Genomic DNA, 18,231 nt, shown 5'->3' with positions numbered 1-18,231 from the left:
AGTGCTGCCCCGCAGGGCAGCAGGTGCTTACACAAGGGCGACCGGGAAGAAGGTGCCGAGCAGCATAGCCCCCAGAATGGCGCCGCCGGTGATGGGCTTGCCCCACACGTAGAACAGCAGTGCACCCAGCAGGGAGCCCAGGCCGATAGGGATGGAGGCGCCCATGGCGGAGAGGATGATCAAGGGGCCAAGGAAGCGGCCGGAGCTGTTGCCAGCCCCCATCATCACGTCAGCACCGTAGGTGGAGTTGCTCTGATTGATGGTGAACTTGCGCGCCAGAATGATCACGTAGCCGATAGCCAGACCAATCACCATGCCGGTCACCAGCGAGGCGCCGAAGTTCTCCACCGGATAGACGATACCAGCGCCCAACAACAGGGCGGGAACGCCCAGCCCGACTCCGGTCTGGATGGCGCCGCCGATATCGAGGATCCCCACCAGCGAGCCCTCGATGATGCGGGCAAACAGGAAGCTGGCACCGAATGCGGCGACCGCGCCGTAGGCGCCGGTGTCCATACCCGCTTTCAGCATGGCGACGAAGGCCACCTCGTTGAAGGCGCCGACCCCGTACAGGTAGAACATGTGGGTACCGGCAAACACCCCGGCTGACAGCAAACCGACGAAGATGGGGAATGACCAGTCGGCGTACCAGAAGTTGTTTCTCAGTTTCTCATCCATGGCATGGCCCCTTATTTGCCGCTAAGCAGGTTGTGGACGTTTTCCAGCCACAGGGGAATGCCCATATGGAAGGATTCAATCAGTTTCATATCGAAGCCGCGGAAGAAGCCGCTCAGCACGAACAGCAGCACGATGGCGGCCATCATCACCTTGGTGACATGGTTCCAACCACTCTCTTCCACCCCTTTGCCGATCAGGATGCCAAGCACCAGACCCGGTACCGCGTTGCCCATGATGAGCTGGGCCAGACCGCCGAAGATGGTGGCCCAGAAACCGGATTTTTTGCCCGCTTCGATGGCGGCGAGCCAGAAGATCACCGGCATGACGGTGTTGACCAGCAGGTTGGCCGCTGGCACCAGCACCTTGACGGCGGTGACTTGCAGGGCTTCCGGCACTGCGGCGGCGGTGCTGTTGAGGAAAGCGACCACGATGGCACCTATGATGCCGCTGGCGATCGCCATCTTTTTCGGGTCATGCAGGGTGGTGGCAAGATCCCGGTTCTTGAACAGCAGTGCTGCTGTGGCCCAGTGCGGGATGATGCGGTGATCCACATCCTGGGTGAAGGCGCCCGCTGCCACGGTCGAGGCCCAGGCGTTGAAGAAGAAGCCAAGGCCGAACGAGAAGTGGGAGGCGGGATCCCCTTCACAGGAGTTGAGTTCGCCCAGGGTACGGAAGGCACCCATGCCCTGTACGGTCGGGGCGTGGAACATCCGCGCCGCGCCGGCCCCCACCCCGACGCCAACCAGGCCGCCAATGATGAGAGACTTGATAAAAATGATTAGAAACATCCAACGTATCCTTCTTGTGGGGTTGTGCCTGCGCAGGCATCACGCTTGAGTGAATGCCACCTTGGCGACATCCAGACTGGTGACCTGAACCTTGATCTCCAGCTCAACGCGGTATTCGCAGCGCTGGCGCGGCAGGAAGAAGAACAGGAACTTCTCCACCCGGACCGACTCTTCTGCCTTGAGCACCTGTACCTCGAGCGGCTCAATTCGCAGCATCACCAGCGGGTTATCCTTGAGCAGGGTTGGTTGCACCTGACTGAGGGCGGCGGCAAACGCCTGTTGGCGGGTCGCCCCCTTGCCGTTGACGATGACCTGGGTGGTGAAGTTCTCTTTCATCAGGCGCGTCCGTGCTTCTTGGCGAAGGCTTCAACCAGCTTCTGGCCCAGCTCTTCCTTGTCCATGAAACCGAAGCCCAGCACCACGCACCCTTCGTTGATGGCGGTGACGCCCTCTTCAACGGAGCGCATGCCGTAGCGGCACTTGTAGCCGTACTTGGTCTGGGCGGTGATGGCGCCGGCGCCGCCGCTGCCGCAGAAGGAGATGCCGATATCCGCCTGCTCCTTGTTCATCACGTCACCGAGCTTCATGTCGGCGGCCATGCCGGGAATGACGGTTACTGTGGCGCCAGCGGTTTCTGCACCAGCCCCTACTTTTTGGCCCTTGCCGAGACGATCTCCAATCACGAGTTTGATGGTTGTCATATTGATTTCTCCTGTTGTTACGGGTGCAGCACTGCGCTGAGTTCGTTTTCTTTGGCGACTTCGAAGTGGACGGACAAGAGGTGTGCCTCTTCGTAGGCGAGTCTTTCCAGCCAGCTGACGACCTGTTCGGCAAGACGCAGCGAAAGGGGGGAGATCTCGTCAAACAGGCTGAGGTCGACCTCTGGCAGTGGCTCGCCACTGTAGGAGCGCCACACCATGGCCTTGACGTGGGAGGCCAGCATCTGCCGTTGCACCTCGTTAGGGATGATGCCCTGTTCGGCCAGCAGGGGATGGATGCGTGCCAGCATATGGTCGGTCTGGCGCAACAGCTCCGGGCTGTTCGGGGTCAGGGTCTGGTCGTGAGTCTCTGTTTGCAATGTCTGCTCTCCAAGGCTGGCAGAAGGTATGGGCTTACCCTAAGCCCACGCGGCGATGCAGAGGAGGCAGCGTTTTTCCGATTCAAAGCGGAAATTCCTGAATAAATCGTCGAAAACGGGCCTTTTGGCAGGGGGAAAGGCAACAAGGGAATTTATTGAGACCCATTTAATGTGACCTGTGACTCACTTCGCCGGGGGCCACTGTGGGGACAGCATTGTGTGAAATTGTGATATTTATCGCAGAATTTAACGAAATGAAGTGACCACGGGCGCTCTCCCGCTCTGGTGGTGGCCAAAGTGCGACAACATGGCGTGGCGGTGACGGTTTCGCTTGGTATGAAGAGGGGGCCTCATAAAAAACTGGCCAGCAAGGGCTGGCCAGTCGGGGTAGTTGTCACAGGGATCAAAAACGGTAGGACGTAGTCAGATTAACCTGCCGTGGGGAGCCGGGCATGATCTGAGAGGCGCCGGTAGCGCTTACGTAATAGTGAGTGTCAAACAGGTTCTCCATGCCGAACTGCGCTTCCCAATGTTGCCAGCGATAGCCCGCGCGGGCATCAACACGGGCATAGCCGGGGAGTACAGTGGTATTGGCGTTGTCGGCAAAGCGATCTCCCACAGCGGTAACACCACTCTCGCCGAACCAGCCGAGTTTTCCTTGCTGATAACCGGCAAACAGTTCGCCGTTTAGGCGTGATACGCTACTTGGGCAATTTCCCTGATTGATGGAGTCTTCCACCATTTCTGCATCTTGCAGGGCTATACCGCCGCGCAGATAGACCTCGTCGCTCAGCTGAGCTCGTGCACTGAGCTCGATACCGTCGGTACGTTGCAGGCCAGTGAGGAGTATCTTGCTGGGATCCAGTGGATCCTTGGTTCGCTTGTTATACATCTCCAGTCGGTAGATGGAGAGGGTGGTTGCCAGTTTGCCATCTAGCCAGTCGCTCTTGACGCCGGTTTCATATTGACGGGTAAGCTCTGGGTCTAGCGTGTTGTTTTTATCACCTATCTGGTTAAGGCCTGTCACGCCACCGCCATTGGGCATAAAGCTTTTACTGTAAGAGAGATAGAAAGCGTGCTCTTCTATCGGATTCCATACCAATCCTGCGCGCGGGCTCAGGCTGTGGTTGGAGATTGTCTCCTCAGCCGGGTTTTTATTGTCACGACTGTTGACCTCGAATTGGTCATAACGCAGTCCTAGCAGCAGTGTCCAGTCGCCCATTGAGAGCTGATCTTGTACATAAGTCCCGATACTGCGGATTTTATGTTGCTTGTCAGAGAAGAGGGGCATCTTGCCGTTATAGGTAGGAAGGCTGTCTGGGTTGTAGATATCACCCTCAAGCATGGCTGACTTGGGGCTGTTCCACAGTTTCGGGCTGCGCTCTTGCCATCCCTGTTCAATTCCTACCAATAGAGTGTGGGCTATTTGACCGCTTTGCAGTTGACCTTCCGCCTCCAGGTTGGAGGCGAGGTTGCGGGTCTGCAAGTCTTGTTGCCAACGGGAACGCTTCACAGTCGCTTTGCTGGTTACTTCAGTGACGTATGTGTTATCGAACTGGCTCGAGAGATCGATCAGGCTTAGTTGCTGGCGCACCTGCCAGTCGTCGTTTAAATCCCAAGTGAAGCGAGAACGTGCCGACTGTGCCAGATCGTTGATGTAGTCGCGGCGTACATCGCTATAGACGGCGTCCCGTGGCACATCTGCCGGACGGCCGTTAAGGCCGGGAATGCCGCGGTCCGGCGTGCGGTGCGATTCATTGCGTTCGTATTGCAGCAGCCAACTCAATCGATCAGTGATGTCCCAGTTCATGGCTGGCGCCACCATGGTACGCCTGCCGTGTACGCCATTACGGAAGCTGTCGTTGTCTTCCTGAGCGACGTTGAGGCGCAGTTGCACCGCATCGCTCGGCTCGGCGCTCAGGTCTGCTGCCATGCGTTGGTAATCGTAACTGCCCACGCGCACTGTGACGCTGGACTCCTGCCCTTTCTGCGGTTTTTTGCTGATGCGGTTGATGATGCCGCCGCTGCTACCACGACCGTAGAGCACTGCTGCCGGGCCTTTCAGCACTTCTACTCGCTCGATATTGCCGAGATCCCGGGTGTACTGCATGTCGTCGCGGAACCCGTCGAGATAGAAATCTGTGCCTGCGCTAAAGCCGCGGATTGTGACGCCGTCGAAGCGGGTATCGCCGCTTGCATCAACACCAGGGATACCGACCAGAGCTTCACTCAGGGTGGGTTGGCCGAAGGCGGTCAGCTCGCTGACCTTGACGCTGTCGATGGTCTGGGGAACCAGTTTGGCTGGCGTATTGGTACGGGTGGCGGTGGCGACTTCCTGATGCTGGGAGCGTTTGCCAATCACGGTCATGGTTTCATCGGCGGCTTGGGCAGTGAAGCCGGTGCCCAGCAGTGCTAGCGAGACCAGCGTTCTGCGAAAGTGAGGGTGCTGCATATTCAATATTGACTCTTTGAATGTCGACCTGACGGTTCGAACATATTGATTTAATTATAATTAGCCTGACCCACCAAAGCGGGATGCCAATGATATTGATTTTCATTTATCTGGCAAGGTGAAAATGGAGGTATCTGTGAGGGTGGTTTGTTGCGGTTGGGGGAGCGCTGCTGAAATGAAGATCCCCTGCCATAGACAGCAAGAATAAAGCGAGAGGAACAAGGGCGAAGCGGAAGAGAAAGGGACGAAACGTGAAGAGATATCCGGCCCGAGGTGTCGGGCCGGATACAGGGCTCAGTGGGTGCGCAGCAGTCGGCGGGTGAGGGGGAGGGCCGCCAGCAGGCGATAGACCAGCAGAGACGATCCCAGCAGCAGCGGCACCTTGGCGATCTCCCACAGGACGGATGCGCTGTGGGGGCCGAACATGAAGAGCCAGACCACTATCATCATGTGCAGGCAGTAGAGCCCTAGCACTTTGGGGGCCTGACGCTCCAGCCAGCTTCCCTTGCCCCACTCGGGGTTGGCCAGCAGCAGGCCAAACAGACCGAGAGCCCAGGGAAGGGAACCGAGCAGGAAGTCGTGGCGGGTGAGCGGCACGCTATCGAGCAGGTAGAGCCCGATCGCCTCCAGGGCATAGATGGCCATGCCCACTGTCAGTAATCCCCAACTGCTGCGTGCAGTTGGCTGCCACTGACGCTGGCGCAGTAGGGCGCCCAGCGCCACAAACAGCAGGGAGAAGAAGGGGCCGTTGCGGGTGAGCAGTGGCCACTCGGCGCCCAGCAGCGGTTTGGCATAGGAGCCACCGAGCAACGCCAGCAGGTAGAGGCCAAGACCCAGCCAGAGGGCGAGCCTCGGCCTGCCAAGCCGGTGGCAGAGCGCCAGCAAGGTCACTGCCATGATCAGGGCTGGCAGGAACCAGAGATGGATCATGCCCCCCACCAGCCAGCCGTTGAGGGGATCGGCGAGCTGGAACTGCCACTGCCCGCGCAGGGAGGCCAGATAGCCTTGCTGCACGGCATCCAGCGGATTGAACGGCACCAGCAGGTAGACCAGGCTCCACATCAGCCAGAGCAGCAGCAAGGGGCGGCAGTAGTGCCAGGCAACGGTCAGCGATGCCTCGCGACTCAGTCTCGGCTGCAGAAAGTAACCGGCACAGAGGAAAAACAGCGGAACGGCAAAGCGGCATAGCTGGTTGATGGTGCCGCTCAGCCAGAGCCATGACTCACCGCCCCACAGGGCGGGGTTGAAGGGGTTGGCGAAGGGGGAGACGTGAATGGTCATCACGGCCAGCATGGCCAGCACCCGCCCGCACTCGATACTGGAAATTCGCATGGTGGCTCGTCGTTACAGGAGTTGTGACTGCACGCTAGAACCCTTACTGGCAACTTACAACCAATTGATTTTATTAGTGTGAAACACATTATTGAGTGGTTACGTTTTGTAACGGGATGGCGGGAGGTGTTACCTGTAACAGGAGCTGGATCCCGTTTTTTGGACGCGGTCACGGAGATAAAAAAGCGAGGCGGGTGCCTCGCTGCTGTTTGGTGGGGGATATGGCGGAGTCAGTATGAGCGGTTAGTTTGCGGCCAAGGTGGTGTTACCCGAGCCTTCCAGCCAGGTTTTGATCCGCTTGGCATCGGCGACTCGCTCGTTGGTGGTGTCTGCATTTAGCAGCACTATGATCACCGGCTCCTGATTGACCTTGGTGCCGAGCACCAGACAGCGTCCTGCCTCGCGGATATAGCCGGTCTTGGAGAGGGTGAATTCCCACTGGCCTTCACGGATCAGCCGGTTGGAGTTGAGGTAGTGCAGCTGGCGCTTGTTGGTGCGCACATAGCTCTGCTCGTCGGTGGAGTACTGGCGGATCAGCGGATAGGAGGCGGCCGCAGCAGCGAGCTTGGCCAGATCCTGGGCAGTGGAGACATTGCGCGGGTTGAGACCTGTGCTGTCGGCGTAGCGGGTATTCCACATTCCCAGCATGCGGGCTTTGGCATTCATCGCTTCAATGAAGGCGCGCTGGCCGCCAGGATAATGGCGGGCCAGTGCTGAGGCGGCGCGGTTTTCAGAGGACATCAGGGCGATATGGAGCATCTCGGCGCGGCTGAGCTTGGAGCCGATGGCCAGTCGCGAGCCGGTTCCCTTGATGCGATCTATGTCGGCATTGGTTACGGTGAGCATTTCGTTGAGGCGCAGGTTGGCATCCAGTACCACCAGCGCTGTCATCAGCTTGGTGAGGGAGGCGATAGGCATCACCCGGTTGCCGTTGCGCTCGGAGATCACCTCCCCGGTCCTGTGATTTGCGACTACGAAGGCGGTTGAACTGAGGTTGGGCACATCCCGTCGTTCGAGAAAACCGCTGCTGCCCTTGTTGCTGGCGGAGAAGGGGTTGGCATGGGCACTGTCTATCGTGGCTGGCAGCATCACTGCACCAAGCAACAGGGGAAGGAGGAAACGCATCATGATGATCTGCTCTATCGGACGAAATACAGGGATATCTGGCTAAGTTATATGTCGTGAACTGGCGCTTCACAATCATTCTCACCTTGATATTGATAATTTACGGCATTCAGCGCCTTTTGGTGGCCCAGAATCGGTAATAGAGGTCTCTTTAGGGTCTTTTTCATGACCGACAGGGCTGCTAGATGGTGGTGATGCATGCGATGTCAGGCTAAAAAAATCGGGACCTGAAAGGTCCCGATTTACATGACAAAAACAACACCGTTTAGTGGATATCGTCCTGCTTGATCTTGAAGCGCATGGCGATCACCACGAACAGCAGCGGGCCTATGATGGTCCAGATACCGGTAGAAATATCCCCGGAGATAAAGGGGGCGACCACGGTGAAGACGTTACCGAAGGCGACCAGAACCAGGCTGATGATAGTGGCCAGTAGTACCGAGCCCGCGCTCTTGAAGAAGATCAGATCCTTGCCCAGCGCCGGATTGTTACGATAGCGATACCAGGCGTAGATAAGGAACATATAGGGCAGGGTCATACTGACGTTGGTCATGGTGATGATCAGTTCATAGAGGGCGGCGGCCCCTTCCGGGTTGATCAGGGTGAAGATGGATTTGGCGGCGATAAAAGCACAGACCACCCAGGCTTGCACCTTGAGCGCTTCAATCCTGACCCCATTCTTGTTTTCGCTCTGGAAACGCTCCGGCCAGAAGTAGCTCGGGGTGCCGGTGATTAACTGGCGCAGCGGCGCATAAGATAGCGCGATGAAGGCACCCAGATAGCTCAAGAACATGCCAAGACCGGCAAAGCGCATGAAAATCTGGCCCAGCCACTCACCACCGAGATGGCGCCCCAGCTCCAGCATGATGATGAAGAGGGCGGAAAGGGAGGTGATCCCTTCGGCCGGGAAGTCGCTCCAGCGCATGATGGAGCCGACCGCCAGAAAGCCGATGATGTAGCAGATCACGATGAAGCCACCGGAGAGGAAGATGCCACGCTTGAGATCGCGCTCCGGATCTTCCAGCTCGTCCGCTACGCCGGCCATCGCCTCAACCCCGCCGTAGGCGAAGATGGCGAACACCATGAAGCCGAGGAAAGGGATGATGTCGTTGAAGGCGGCGTTCGGTGACGCGGTCAGCGATGCTCCGGTAAGGGGCTCCTGCAGGGTCATGCCGCTTACCGCGAAGGTGAAGACGCCACCCACCAGCAGTAGCACGTTGAGGGCCACTACGGAGAGACCACCGATGGCAGCCACCTTGGCGAAGCGGGCGCTGCCCAAGGTGATGAGTTTGGTGACGGTCGCGACCAGTGCGATGGCGACCACTCCCAGCATGAAGGGGCCGAAGTCGATGCCGGTGCCGAAAGTGACCGGGATGACGGTGATGTCGCGGCCAAATAGCATAAAGGAGAGGGGCACCCACATGGAGAGCGCCTTGCCAAACATCCAGATGACGTACGAGGCAAACCACATGGTCAGACCGATAAAGGCAAAGCGGGTTGATACTGAATGGCGCATCCAGGTAAAGATGCCGCCCGCCTCTTTGCGAAAGCCGGTGCCAAATTCAATCATCATTAAAATAAAAGGGATGAAGAAAAAAAGACCACCGACCACAAACATCGGAATAGCTGCATACCCCATGCGGTAAAAACCGATCCCGATATTAGTGACGCCAAATACCGATGTTAATATCATCAATATAAAGGCACCCAATTTCAGCTTTTTTGCTGACATATTTGACACTCCATTATTGTGTTGAATTTAAAACAACCAAAAATTAAACAAAAAACCTTTATTTGATTAATAAATCAGGGGTGGCAACCTCATCCACCACTGGAGGTAAAGGGTCTGGCGGTGGGGGCTGGATCGGTAAATCTGCCCAGTGATTCATCAATATTTGGACGGCTATGATTATGGCGATGACTGCGAGCGATATTAGGTGAGGTGCATCAGTAACCAGATGTGAATAATTTTATCACTAGTCGTACTGGCTTGGTAAGTTCACTGGTGTGAGGCCGCTCAAGAAAACATGGCAATGCCAGTAATTTGATACGTTACGGATGTAAATATTTACGCTGTTGATGGCATTATCCTCACCATGGGAGCATGGCGCCTCTCGGTTGGATAAATAAACAGCAAGAACGTCGCTTTGATTATCCCAGGCGGGTTAACAACACCCCGGCCGTAATAATGGCCGCCGCAGTGAGCCGCACTCGCCCCAGTGGCTCTTTCAGTAGCAAGACCGAGAGCAGCATGGCGAACAGCACGCTGCTTTCACGCAGGGCCGCCACTACCCCGATGGGCGCTTTGGTCATGGCCCAGATGACGATGCCATAGGCAAGCAGTGACATGGCTCCTCCTATGATACCGATCAGCGCGTATTGGCGGATCTGACACCAGGCGTTGCGCCGCTGATGGATCAGCAGTACTACCAGCATCACCAGCCCGTTGCAGGCAAACAGCCAGAGGGTGTAGCGGATCGGCTCACCACCAACCCGAGCCCCGGCACCGTCCGAGAGGGTGTAGCCAGCGGTAAACATGGCAGTGATCAGTGCCGCCTTGATCGCTTTGCTGCTAAGGCGTGCTCGTCCGCCCCTCCAGGCCATCAACAAGACCCCCAGGATCAATACAACCGCCCCCAGTACGCCGTGAATACCCGGATAGTCAGCCAGTATTGCGGCACCCAGGATCATTGCCAACAAGGGGGCGCAGCCACGGGCCAGCGGATAGACCTGGCCAAACTCCCCGTGGTTGTAAGCGCGGCTGAGAAACAGGCAGTAGCCGGTATGGAGCAGGATCGAGAGGCCGAGCCAGGGCAATTCGGCAGCAGAGGGGAGGCCCATTGGCAACAGCGCCACGGCAGCGATAAGCCCGGAGAAGAGTGCTACCAGCGACACGCCAACCAGTCGCTCCTCGCCAATTTTGACCAGCGCATTCCAGCTGGCGTGAAGCAGGGCTGCCAGCAGAACGGCAAAAAAGACGGTGGTAGTCATGGGAAGGGGCTCTCGGGCGACAGGGGCCAATAGCATACTCGCCCTAACGGGGGCGGGCTGAGATCTCCATCAAGGCTTCAGCTGCCCCAGCACCAGCTTGGGATGGGGATCGGTCTGCAGCGGAATATCTTGCAGCAGTGTGCCCTGCTGGTGGCGATGGATGATCCCGGCGGCCATCTTGCCCAGCCCCTCGTAGCTGCTGATGGTGCCGACGGTGCAGCCGTGTTCAACGAACAGTTCGGCACTGCAGATGGTGGGGATGGAAGCCTCGTTGAGTGCATTGAGCAGACGGGGGGCGATGGAGAGCAGATAGCTGTCGGCGGCCAGAAAGACGATGTCGCTTTTGGCATCCTGTTGCAGTCGCTTCAGTTCGTTGTCCAGCCGCCGCGGGTCAGGGGCCATCCGCCAGGTGACCATCTGCCACTGATAGCGCTTCGCCTCGTTGAGCAGCATATCTGCCACCAGCAGGGTATTTTGTTCGCGCGGGTTGAAGGGCAGCAACAGCCGTTTGCCGGTGGGGAGATGCTTACTGGCGTTGGCCAGTTGCAGTGCCATCGGCACCATGTTGCTCACCCCGGCGACCATGCTGTTCTGGGTTTTATCTTCCGATAGAAAGCCTGCCCCGACCGGATCGGAGACCACGTTGAAGATAAGGGGCTTGCGGTTAGCCACCAGGCTCTTGGTCATGGCGGTGGCCGTGGTGCCAAAGGTGTAGATGTAGTCGTACTCCGCCAGTTTCGGCAGCATCTGCTGGCGCAACATGGTCGCCAGCGCGGTGCGATCCTGATCGGCATTGTAGGTGGTGATGGTGGCCTGATAGCCAAGGCGGGTCAGCTCTGCCCGAAAGCCCGCTTCGGCTGCGGTTTCGCCGCGCCACAGCACCATGGCAATAGAAAGAGCGTGAGCAGGTAGAGACAGCAGCAACAGCAGTGTGGCAAGCAGTTGAACCCTCATTTTCTCCTCTCCCGTGCAGACCCTTGTCTGATGAGCTTAGGCTACTTCCTCTGGCGGTAAACGACGCCCAGCAAAAAGCGCGATGGCAAGCCATCGCGCTTTTGGTATCCGCAGAACCTCGATTAGAAGTCGTAGCGGGCGGCCAGCTGGAAGTCATCCTTGTTGGCGGTCGCTTTACCGGCAACGCTGTCCAGATTGTTAATGCGGTACTCGCCGATGACCCGCAGGTTCTTGTTGAACTTGTACTGGGCACCCAGGGTGTAGTAGTCAATCGCGTCGGTTTTCTTGCCGCCAGTGACTTCTTGTTCCTGCTTGTTCCACAAAGCCATCAGACCAAAGCCGTTCTCGAAGTTGTAACCCAGCGCCGCTTCCCAGCCGGTGTGGTCGGTGCCGCTTTGGACAAAGTCAGAGCCATCGGCATAGCTCAGGGCTGCATAGGCGGCCTTGTTGTCGTACTTGGCGGAGATCAGCCACAACTTGGCGTCTTCGGTATTCTTTTCCTGACGTTGGCCAACGTTGTAGGCGGTACCCAGCGACAGATTGAACGGGAAGGTATAAGCCACTGCTGCACCATAGGCAGGGTCAGCTGCGGAGGTCTTGCTGCTGCTCTTGTCTTCTTCTTGGCCGCCATCAAATTTGTAGCTGGTATCGATCTGGAAGCCATTGAACAGGCCGGAGTATTTCAGCACGGAACCGGCGCGGTTGGTGGCAAAAGTGTCAGTCTTGGCACCCAGCGCCTCGTTGCCGTAGCCGTCGGAGAGGGAGACATCAGTCCAGTCGGCCAGGAAACCCGGGGCCCCTTTCTGGCGACCGAAAGTCACTGTGCCCCAGTCAGCGCCGACACCGGCAAATGCCAAGCGAGTACGCAGGTTTTCGCTTTCTTTAATTTGGCCTTTTGAATCTACGGTACCCGCAAGGGTTTTTTCGCTGTCGTTGATATACATCTGCACTTCGTACTGGGCCAGTGCCTTCAGACCGCTCTGGATCTGGGTCTCGGCCTTGGCGCCGAAGCGGACAAACTGGTTGGCTCCCTGCTTGGCGCTGTAATCCTTGGTGCCATTTGGGTTGGCAGTATCGACGTTTTCTTTCTTGTCGCCGAAGAATTGACCGGCATAGATACGGCCATACAGATCCAGCATGGCGGTGTCATTTTTATACACTTCAACGGCTTGAGCCTGGAATGCGGCGGTCAGAGCCAGTGCCACTACAGTCAGCTTTTTCATTTTAATCCCTTGTGTTGCAAGCTTTTGTTTTGAAGACGGGGCCATGCTAGGCAGTGGCGATGACAGCGGGGTGACAGCGGGATGAAGAGTTAGTTGCAGTTAGGTTGCAATTAGATGAATTGGCTACAATCTTGTCCGCAACGGCTACTTTTGTGCGCAAAGGTTTGCCCTTGTGGTAGAATGCCGCCCGTTTTCGGGCCCCATAGGTTGGATATGCGATGAGACGTGAACTGGCAATCGAGTTTTCCCGAGTGACGGAAGCGGCTGCACTGGCTGGCTACAAGTGGCTCGGGCGTGGAGACAAGAATATCGCTGATGGGGCGGCCGTAGCGGCCATGCGCCACATTCTCAACCAGATCGACATCGATGGTGAGATTGTGATCGGCGAAGGTGAAATTGATGAAGCACCGATGCTCTATATCGGTGAAAAAGTGGGTACCGGACACGGTGATGCGGTCGATATCGCCGTTGATCCGATAGAAGGCACCCGCATGACCGCCATGGGTCAGTCTAATGCGCTGGCGGTGCTGGCGGTGGGTGACAAGGGCTCGTTCCTGAAAGCGCCTGACATGTACATGGAGAAGATCATTGTCGGTCCCAAGGCCAAAGGGTCGATCGACCTGAATCAGGCCCTCGAGCTGAACCTCAAGTCGGTGGCCAAGGCGCTGGGCAAGCCGCTCTCCCGCCTGACCGTCATTACCCTGGCCAAGCCGCGTCATGACAAGGCGATCAAGGAGATGCAGGGGCTGGGCGTGCGCGTCTTTGCCATTCCTGATGGTGATGTTGCTGCCTCCATCCTCACCTGTCTGCCGGACAGCGAAGTCGACATGCTTTACGGCATCGGCGGCGCACCGGAAGGGGTGATTTCGGCCGCGGTGATCCGCGCGCTGGATGGCGACATGCAGGCTCGTCTGGTGCCGCGTCACCGGGTCAAGGGCGACAGCCCGGAAGTGCGTGCGCTGGGCGAACAGGAAATTGCCCGCTGCGAAGCACTCGGTATCGATGTCAGCAAGGTGCTCAAGCTGGAAGATATGGCGAAGAATGACAACGTCATCTTCTCCGCCACCGGCATCACCAAGGGTGATCTGCTGGACGGCATCAGCAGCGATGGTGTGATGGCGACCACCGAGACTCTATTGATCCGTGGCAAGTCGCGCACCATCCGCCGCATCAAGTCGATCCACTACCTTGAGCGCAAAGACAGCGTGGTACGCGATATCATCATGTGATGATGTTTCGCTGAATCGGCTGTTTTGCCTCAAAGCCCGATCGCCAGTGCGGTCGGGCTTTTTATTGTGCGCCAGCTACGTTTGTGCCACCGCTTCGGCTATGGTGGCTCAGACCGTCCCCGTCCCAAAGGAGTGGAGTGTATGGAGTGTCGTAGCGGCTGCGCTGCCTGTTGCATCGCCCCCAGTATCAGCAGTGCCATTCCCGGTATGCCAGATGGCAAGCCGGCGGGTATCCCCTGTGTCCAGCTTGATGGCGTGCTTGGCTGCAAGATCTTCGGTCTGCCTGAGCGGCCAGCGGTATGTGGTGGCTTTCGCCCCATGATGGATGTGTGTGGCAGCCATCGTGCCGAGGCCATTTGGCTGATCGGCGAGCTGGAGCGGCTGACCGGTTGACGCGACCTGAAAAGATCACTGGATCGAGCATAAAAAAAGAGGCCGCATCATGCGGCCTCTCGCGTCTCTGTGCGTCGGGATCAAATCCCTGCCAGCATTAGCGCCTGACGATAGTACTCGTTGGCCTTGTTGGTGAGGCGACGTTTGTCCATCAGCTGGCCAAGGGCATGGTAGGCGGCGGCGCTGGGGGCGCTGACGACTTCCTGCTCCAGCAGCTTCTGGGCATCGTCCAGCTGGCCAGCCAGCAGATAGAGTTGGGCCAGCGCCGTATCGACATGCGGTTGCCCTTGCTGCTTTTGCAGCAGTGCCAGTAGCGGCTGGTAGTTGTCGAGTTTCAGCTTGGGCAGGCGCGTCAGCAGCTGTGGCACCGGCTGCTTGCGCAGCGCCTCCTGCCACAAGGTGGCGGCCTCGTTGTCGGCACCCAGCTGGCGCAGCAAGTCGCCATAGCAGGCCAGCAGTTCCGGCTCGAGGCGCAGCTTGCGTGGCAGATCCTGCCACACCGCCTTGAGGGTTTCGAGGCTGCTTGCCGCCTGTTGCAGGCGACCACTCCATGCCTGTTGCAGCAGATCTTCTTCCTGTTTCGGGGTCAGCTTGCCCACTTTGTGCAGTGCCGGGATCAGGTCGCACAGGGCGCTCCAGTCCTGACGGGCCAGATGCACCTGACGCAGCTGATCCAGCACCATGGGGTGGCGCGGGTTGAGGGCGTAGACCGACTCCAGCATTGCCAGCGCTGTGTCGTACTGGCCCTGTTCGATCTGCAGCTGGGTCTGGGTCAGGGTGAGCGCCAGCTCGGCCTTGGGGTTCTCCTCCTGCGCTTTTTGCAGGTATTGATCCCGGCGGGCGTCGTCACCACGGGCTTGTGCCGCCTTGGCGGCGCTGAGGTAGTTGAGCAGCGGGGTGTCGCTGTTGCTGGCCCCCTTGATCATCAATTTTTCTGCCTGACTGTAGTGCCCTTCGGCCATGGCCAGAGTGGCGGCAACGGTCTGCTGATTGGCCTTGCGGCGGCGGCGTGAGCCATACCAGCCTTGTGTCTTGCGGCGCAGGCCGAATACCCGGCCCAGCAGCCACTCGATGAGCAGCAGGGCACCGTAGAACAGCACGGCCAGGATCACCGCGCTGGTGACGGAGGATTCGATGGTGTAATTGCCAAGGGCAATCAGTACATAGCCCTTGTTACCGGACGCTTGTGGGCCAAAGATCAGCCCTGCGACCATCACGGCAACCAGAATGATTATACGGATCATGGTGCCCTCCTCAGTTGCTGGCCAGAATGCGTTGCAGGCGTTCGGTCAGTACCTGTTCCAGCATGGCCTGAGTCTTGAACTGTTCCGGATAATCGATCTGGATCTGTTCGCCTTTGAGCTTGTCGATCTCCCCCTGCATATAGCGGGTAGCGCTGTTTTCGGTGTCGAAGTATTGGGTCAGCCAGCGCTGGGCCTTGTCCAGGCTGTCTTCATAGAGCGCTTGCTGCTCGCGGTAAACCGAGATTTGTGCCTGCAGCAACTTGGTTTTGAGGTTTTCACGCAGGAAGATCTCTTGTTGCGGCGAGAGCAGCGCCTCCACCGCGCCATCGCGGCGACGAATGGTGACGAAGTTTTCGGTGAACTTGACCCAGTTCTTCTTCAGGTTGCTCTCCCACTCGTCGGGATTGGCGGTGACCGCCTGATCCGCCTCAAGCTTGGCTTCCGGCATGCTGACGGTAGAGAGGGGCAGCAGCTCGATCTGATCTTCGAGGGCGGCCAGTTTGAGGGTTAGCCCCTCACGGTCAATACGCGGCATCCCCTTGAGCTTGGCGATATCTTCCGCCAATGCCTTGCGGATTGGCATCAGGCTGGGGTCGTTCAGGGCTCTGATCCGCTCGTCGGCATTACCCAGCAGGGTGATGGCGGAGATTAGATCGTGCTCTAGCCACAGCTTGCGGCCTGCCATCCGTACCAGATACTCGGATTCGGCCAGCATCCAGTCGTTGGGGCGCTTGTCGTTGAGATCCAGCACCCGGTTTTGTAGCCCCTGCATCTCCCCTTGCAGTCGTTGCTGGGTTTGATCCAGCGTGGCCAGCTGTGCGGCATCCTTGCTGCTGGTCTGGTCGATCTTGCTCAGGGCGCTCGCCAGCTGCTGCTTGAGCTGGGCCAATTCGGCCTGCTGGGCAATGGCATTCTGGTGACCGTGCAGATAGAGACCACCGGTCAGGCCAAGGGCCAGCAGAATGGCGACTCCGCCCAATACGGTACCGGAGCGGCTCTTGCTGTTATTGACCACAGCGGTGGGCTGGGGTTTGACCTGGGATTCTTGTTGTTCTGTCATTCCATCTTCCTCAGTTCCAGTGCGGCCATCAGGGCCTGGTTGGATGCACCTTGGGCAATCGTGATATGGATAAAGCCCGCCGCGCTGGCCATCTCGGCCACCCGGGGGCTGGGAACCACCAGTTGGCGGTCAAAAAGCCAGGGCCGCTGGTGGTCGGGCACCAGTGCCAGCAGCCGTTGCAGCAGTTCACCACTGGTGATCAGCAGGCTATCCAGCCCGGCTGCTTGCCAGTGGTGGGTTAATTGTTCCCCGTCGAACTCGGGGTAGTGGCGCTCGTAGGCCGCACAATAGTGCACCAGAGCACCGCGTGAGGCCAGCGTGTCGGCGATCAGCTCCCGTCCGCCATTGCCACGCAGGATCAGCACCCGTTTGTCAACCAACTGCTGCAGGGCGGGCAACGCCAGCAGCCCCTCACTGCGCGGGTCATCCGGGCAGATCGCCGCGATACCGATGGCAGCAAACCCATCTGCGCTGGCCTGACCTACGGCAAAGTACTCAATATGTGGCCAGGTCTGACCAGTTTGCAACAGAAAATCGTGTGCAAAATGAATGGCATGGATGCTGACGGCGATAACCATGTCGGCACTGTGCAGCAGGTCGGGCAGGCGGGAAAGTTCACTGCCCGCCACGGTTTCCAGCAGCGGGCAGCAGAGTGGTGCATGACCGTGCTGGCGCAGCAACTGCACCAGCTCGGCGGCCTGAGCGGCCGGACGCACCACCAGCGGGATCATCCGCGGTAGACCTCGGCCAGAATCACGTCGGCACCGGCGGCCAGCAGGCGCTGGGCCAGCTGTTCGCCGAGGGCTTCGCCGTCGCTCACCGAGCCACGGATCTCGTCACGGATCACTTGAGTACCATCCGGGCTGCCCACCAGACCACGCAGCCAGATCTGGTCGCCATCGATCAGGGCATAGGCACCTATAGGGACCTGACATCCCCCTTGCAGGGCGCGGTTCATGGCGCGTTCGGTCAGCACCCGGGCGCGGGTCTCGGCGTGCTCCAGCGGTGCCAGCAGGGCGTGCAGCTCTGCATCGTCAAGGCGACACTCGATGCCGACGGCCCCCTGGCCGTTGGCAGGCAGGCTCTGTTCCGGTTCGATAAAGGCCGCAATGCGGTGTGCCATCTCCAGTCGTTTCAGACCGGCGGCGGCGAGAATGATGGCGTCATATTCACCGCCATCCAGCTTGGCCAGGCGGGTGTTGACGTTGCCACGCAGGTCGCGGATCACCAGATCCGGGCGGGCGGCACGCAGCTGGCACTGGCGACGCAGGCTGGAGGTGCCGACCACGGCCCCTTGCGGCAGCTCGGCAATGGCCTTGAAACGGTTGGAAACGAAGGCATCGCGGGGATCTTCCCGCTCACAAATGGTGTGCAGGCCGAGCCCCTCAGGGAACTCCACCGGCACATCTTTCATGGAGTGAACGGCGATATCCGCTCGCCCTTCCAGCATGGCGGTCTCCAGCTCCTTGACGAACAACCCTTTGCCACCGACCTTGGCCAGCGGGGTATCGAGGATCTTGTCACCCTGAGTGCTCATGGGCACCAGTTCGACCTGCAGCTGCGGGTGCAGGGCTTCGAGCCGGTCTTTGACAAAGTTGGCCTGCCACAGGGCCAGCGGGCTCTTGCGAGTGGCAATTTTCAGGGTTCGGGCTGCCATATCAATCAGTTGTTTCATTTTTAGGAG

General features: G+C 58.6%; 18 protein-coding genes. 2 read left to right on the top strand and 16 right to left on the bottom strand.

Annotated elements, in window-relative coordinates; genetic code table 11:
* Positions 1-27 precede the first annotated feature (27 nt).
* The 12 genes from CF137_RS12625 to CF137_RS12570 form a co-directional block, all read right to left on the bottom strand.
* Positions 28-678: a DUF4310 family protein gene (locus tag CF137_RS12625; protein ID WP_042024540.1), complete on the bottom strand. Its 651-nt coding sequence runs from the start codon at positions 676-678 to the stop codon at positions 28-30.
* Between the two features lie 11 nt (positions 679-689).
* Positions 690-1,466 carry a DUF4311 domain-containing protein gene (locus CF137_RS12620; protein WP_101346092.1) on the bottom strand — a complete coding sequence of 259 codons (777 nt, stop codon included), beginning with the start codon at positions 1,464-1,466 and terminating at the stop codon, positions 690-692.
* A gap of 39 nt (positions 1,467-1,505) precedes the next feature.
* The gene (locus CF137_RS12615; protein WP_101320724.1) at positions 1,506-1,802 is read right to left on the bottom strand and encodes a DUF4312 family protein; all 297 of its coding nucleotides are present in this window, start codon (positions 1,800-1,802) and stop codon (positions 1,506-1,508) included.
* The gene (locus CF137_RS12610) at positions 1,802-2,167 is read right to left on the bottom strand and encodes a glycine-rich SFCGS family protein (protein WP_139719401.1); all 366 of its coding nucleotides are present in this window, start codon (positions 2,165-2,167) and stop codon (positions 1,802-1,804) included. The genes CF137_RS12615 and CF137_RS12610 overlap by 1 nt, the downstream gene beginning before the upstream one ends.
* A 17-nt stretch (positions 2,168-2,184) precedes the next feature.
* On the bottom strand, positions 2,185-2,544 hold the full coding sequence (locus CF137_RS12605) for a transcriptional regulator (RefSeq protein WP_139691144.1): 360 nt from the start codon (positions 2,542-2,544) through the stop codon (positions 2,185-2,187).
* Between the two features lie 403 nt (positions 2,545-2,947).
* Positions 2,948-4,996 carry a TonB-dependent receptor gene (locus CF137_RS12600; RefSeq protein WP_139719399.1) on the bottom strand — a complete coding sequence of 683 codons (2,049 nt, stop codon included), beginning with the start codon at positions 4,994-4,996 and terminating at the stop codon, positions 2,948-2,950.
* A 294-nt stretch (positions 4,997-5,290) separates the two neighbouring features.
* Positions 5,291-6,328 (bottom strand): acyltransferase, encoded by a 1,038-nt coding sequence (locus CF137_RS12595; protein WP_139719397.1) that lies wholly within the window; start codon positions 6,326-6,328, stop codon positions 5,291-5,293.
* A 243-nt stretch (positions 6,329-6,571) separates the two neighbouring features.
* Complete coding sequence (gene pbpG / locus CF137_RS12590; protein ID WP_139719395.1) at positions 6,572-7,459, bottom strand: D-alanyl-D-alanine endopeptidase; 888 nt, start codon at positions 7,457-7,459, stop codon at positions 6,572-6,574.
* Between the two features lie 259 nt (positions 7,460-7,718).
* Complete coding sequence (gene yjeM / locus CF137_RS12585; RefSeq protein WP_139719393.1) at positions 7,719-9,185, bottom strand: glutamate/gamma-aminobutyrate family transporter YjeM; 1,467 nt, start codon at positions 9,183-9,185, stop codon at positions 7,719-7,721.
* Between the two features lie 419 nt (positions 9,186-9,604).
* On the bottom strand, positions 9,605-10,480 hold the full coding sequence (locus tag CF137_RS12580; RefSeq protein ID WP_139719391.1) for a DMT family transporter: 876 nt from the start codon (positions 10,478-10,480) through the stop codon (positions 9,605-9,607).
* Positions 10,481-10,513: 33 nt separating this feature from the next.
* On the bottom strand, positions 10,514-11,398 hold the full coding sequence (locus CF137_RS12575; RefSeq protein WP_139719389.1) for an ABC transporter substrate-binding protein: 885 nt from the start codon (positions 11,396-11,398) through the stop codon (positions 10,514-10,516).
* A gap of 122 nt (positions 11,399-11,520) precedes the next feature.
* Positions 11,521-12,621: a porin gene (locus CF137_RS12570; RefSeq protein ID WP_139719387.1), complete on the bottom strand. Its 1,101-nt coding sequence runs from the start codon at positions 12,619-12,621 to the stop codon at positions 11,521-11,523.
* A 218-nt stretch (positions 12,622-12,839) separates the two neighbouring features.
* On the opposite strand from CF137_RS12570, the gene glpX reads away from it, so the two are divergent.
* Both glpX and CF137_RS12560 read left to right on the top strand, forming a co-directional pair.
* On the top strand, positions 12,840-13,850 hold the full coding sequence (glpX, locus tag CF137_RS12565) for a class II fructose-bisphosphatase (RefSeq protein ID WP_139719385.1): 1,011 nt from the start codon (positions 12,840-12,842) through the stop codon (positions 13,848-13,850).
* Between the two features lie 141 nt (positions 13,851-13,991).
* Positions 13,992-14,243 carry a YkgJ family cysteine cluster protein gene (locus CF137_RS12560; protein ID WP_042024562.1) on the top strand — a complete coding sequence of 84 codons (252 nt, stop codon included), beginning with the start codon at positions 13,992-13,994 and terminating at the stop codon, positions 14,241-14,243.
* Between the two features lie 80 nt (positions 14,244-14,323).
* Here CF137_RS12560 and CF137_RS12555 read toward each other — a convergent pair whose 3' ends face one another.
* The 4 genes from CF137_RS12555 to hemC are packed head-to-tail and all read right to left on the bottom strand — an operon-like array spanning position 14,324 to position 18,204.
* On the bottom strand, positions 14,324-15,487 hold the full coding sequence (locus tag CF137_RS12555) for a heme biosynthesis HemY N-terminal domain-containing protein (protein ID WP_139719382.1): 1,164 nt from the start codon (positions 15,485-15,487) through the stop codon (positions 14,324-14,326).
* 10 nt (positions 15,488-15,497) lie between these two features.
* On the bottom strand, positions 15,498-16,547 hold the full coding sequence (locus tag CF137_RS12550) for a uroporphyrinogen-III C-methyltransferase (protein ID WP_139719380.1): 1,050 nt from the start codon (positions 16,545-16,547) through the stop codon (positions 15,498-15,500).
* The gene (locus CF137_RS12545) at positions 16,544-17,278 is read right to left on the bottom strand and encodes a uroporphyrinogen-III synthase (protein ID WP_139719378.1); all 735 of its coding nucleotides are present in this window, start codon (positions 17,276-17,278) and stop codon (positions 16,544-16,546) included. Before CF137_RS12545 ends, CF137_RS12550 begins: the two co-directional genes overlap by 4 nt.
* Complete coding sequence (gene hemC, locus CF137_RS12540; protein WP_139719514.1) at positions 17,275-18,204, bottom strand: hydroxymethylbilane synthase; 930 nt, start codon at positions 18,202-18,204, stop codon at positions 17,275-17,277. The genes CF137_RS12545 and hemC overlap by 4 nt, the downstream gene beginning before the upstream one ends.
* Positions 18,205-18,231: the final 27 nt, after the last annotated feature.

This window comes from Aeromonas sobria (assembly GCF_006243315.1).
In the GTDB taxonomy this organism is placed as follows: Bacteria; Pseudomonadota; Gammaproteobacteria; order Enterobacterales; family Aeromonadaceae; genus Aeromonas; species Aeromonas sobria_A.
This window is presented reverse-complemented; position numbering and strand designations above follow the sequence as displayed.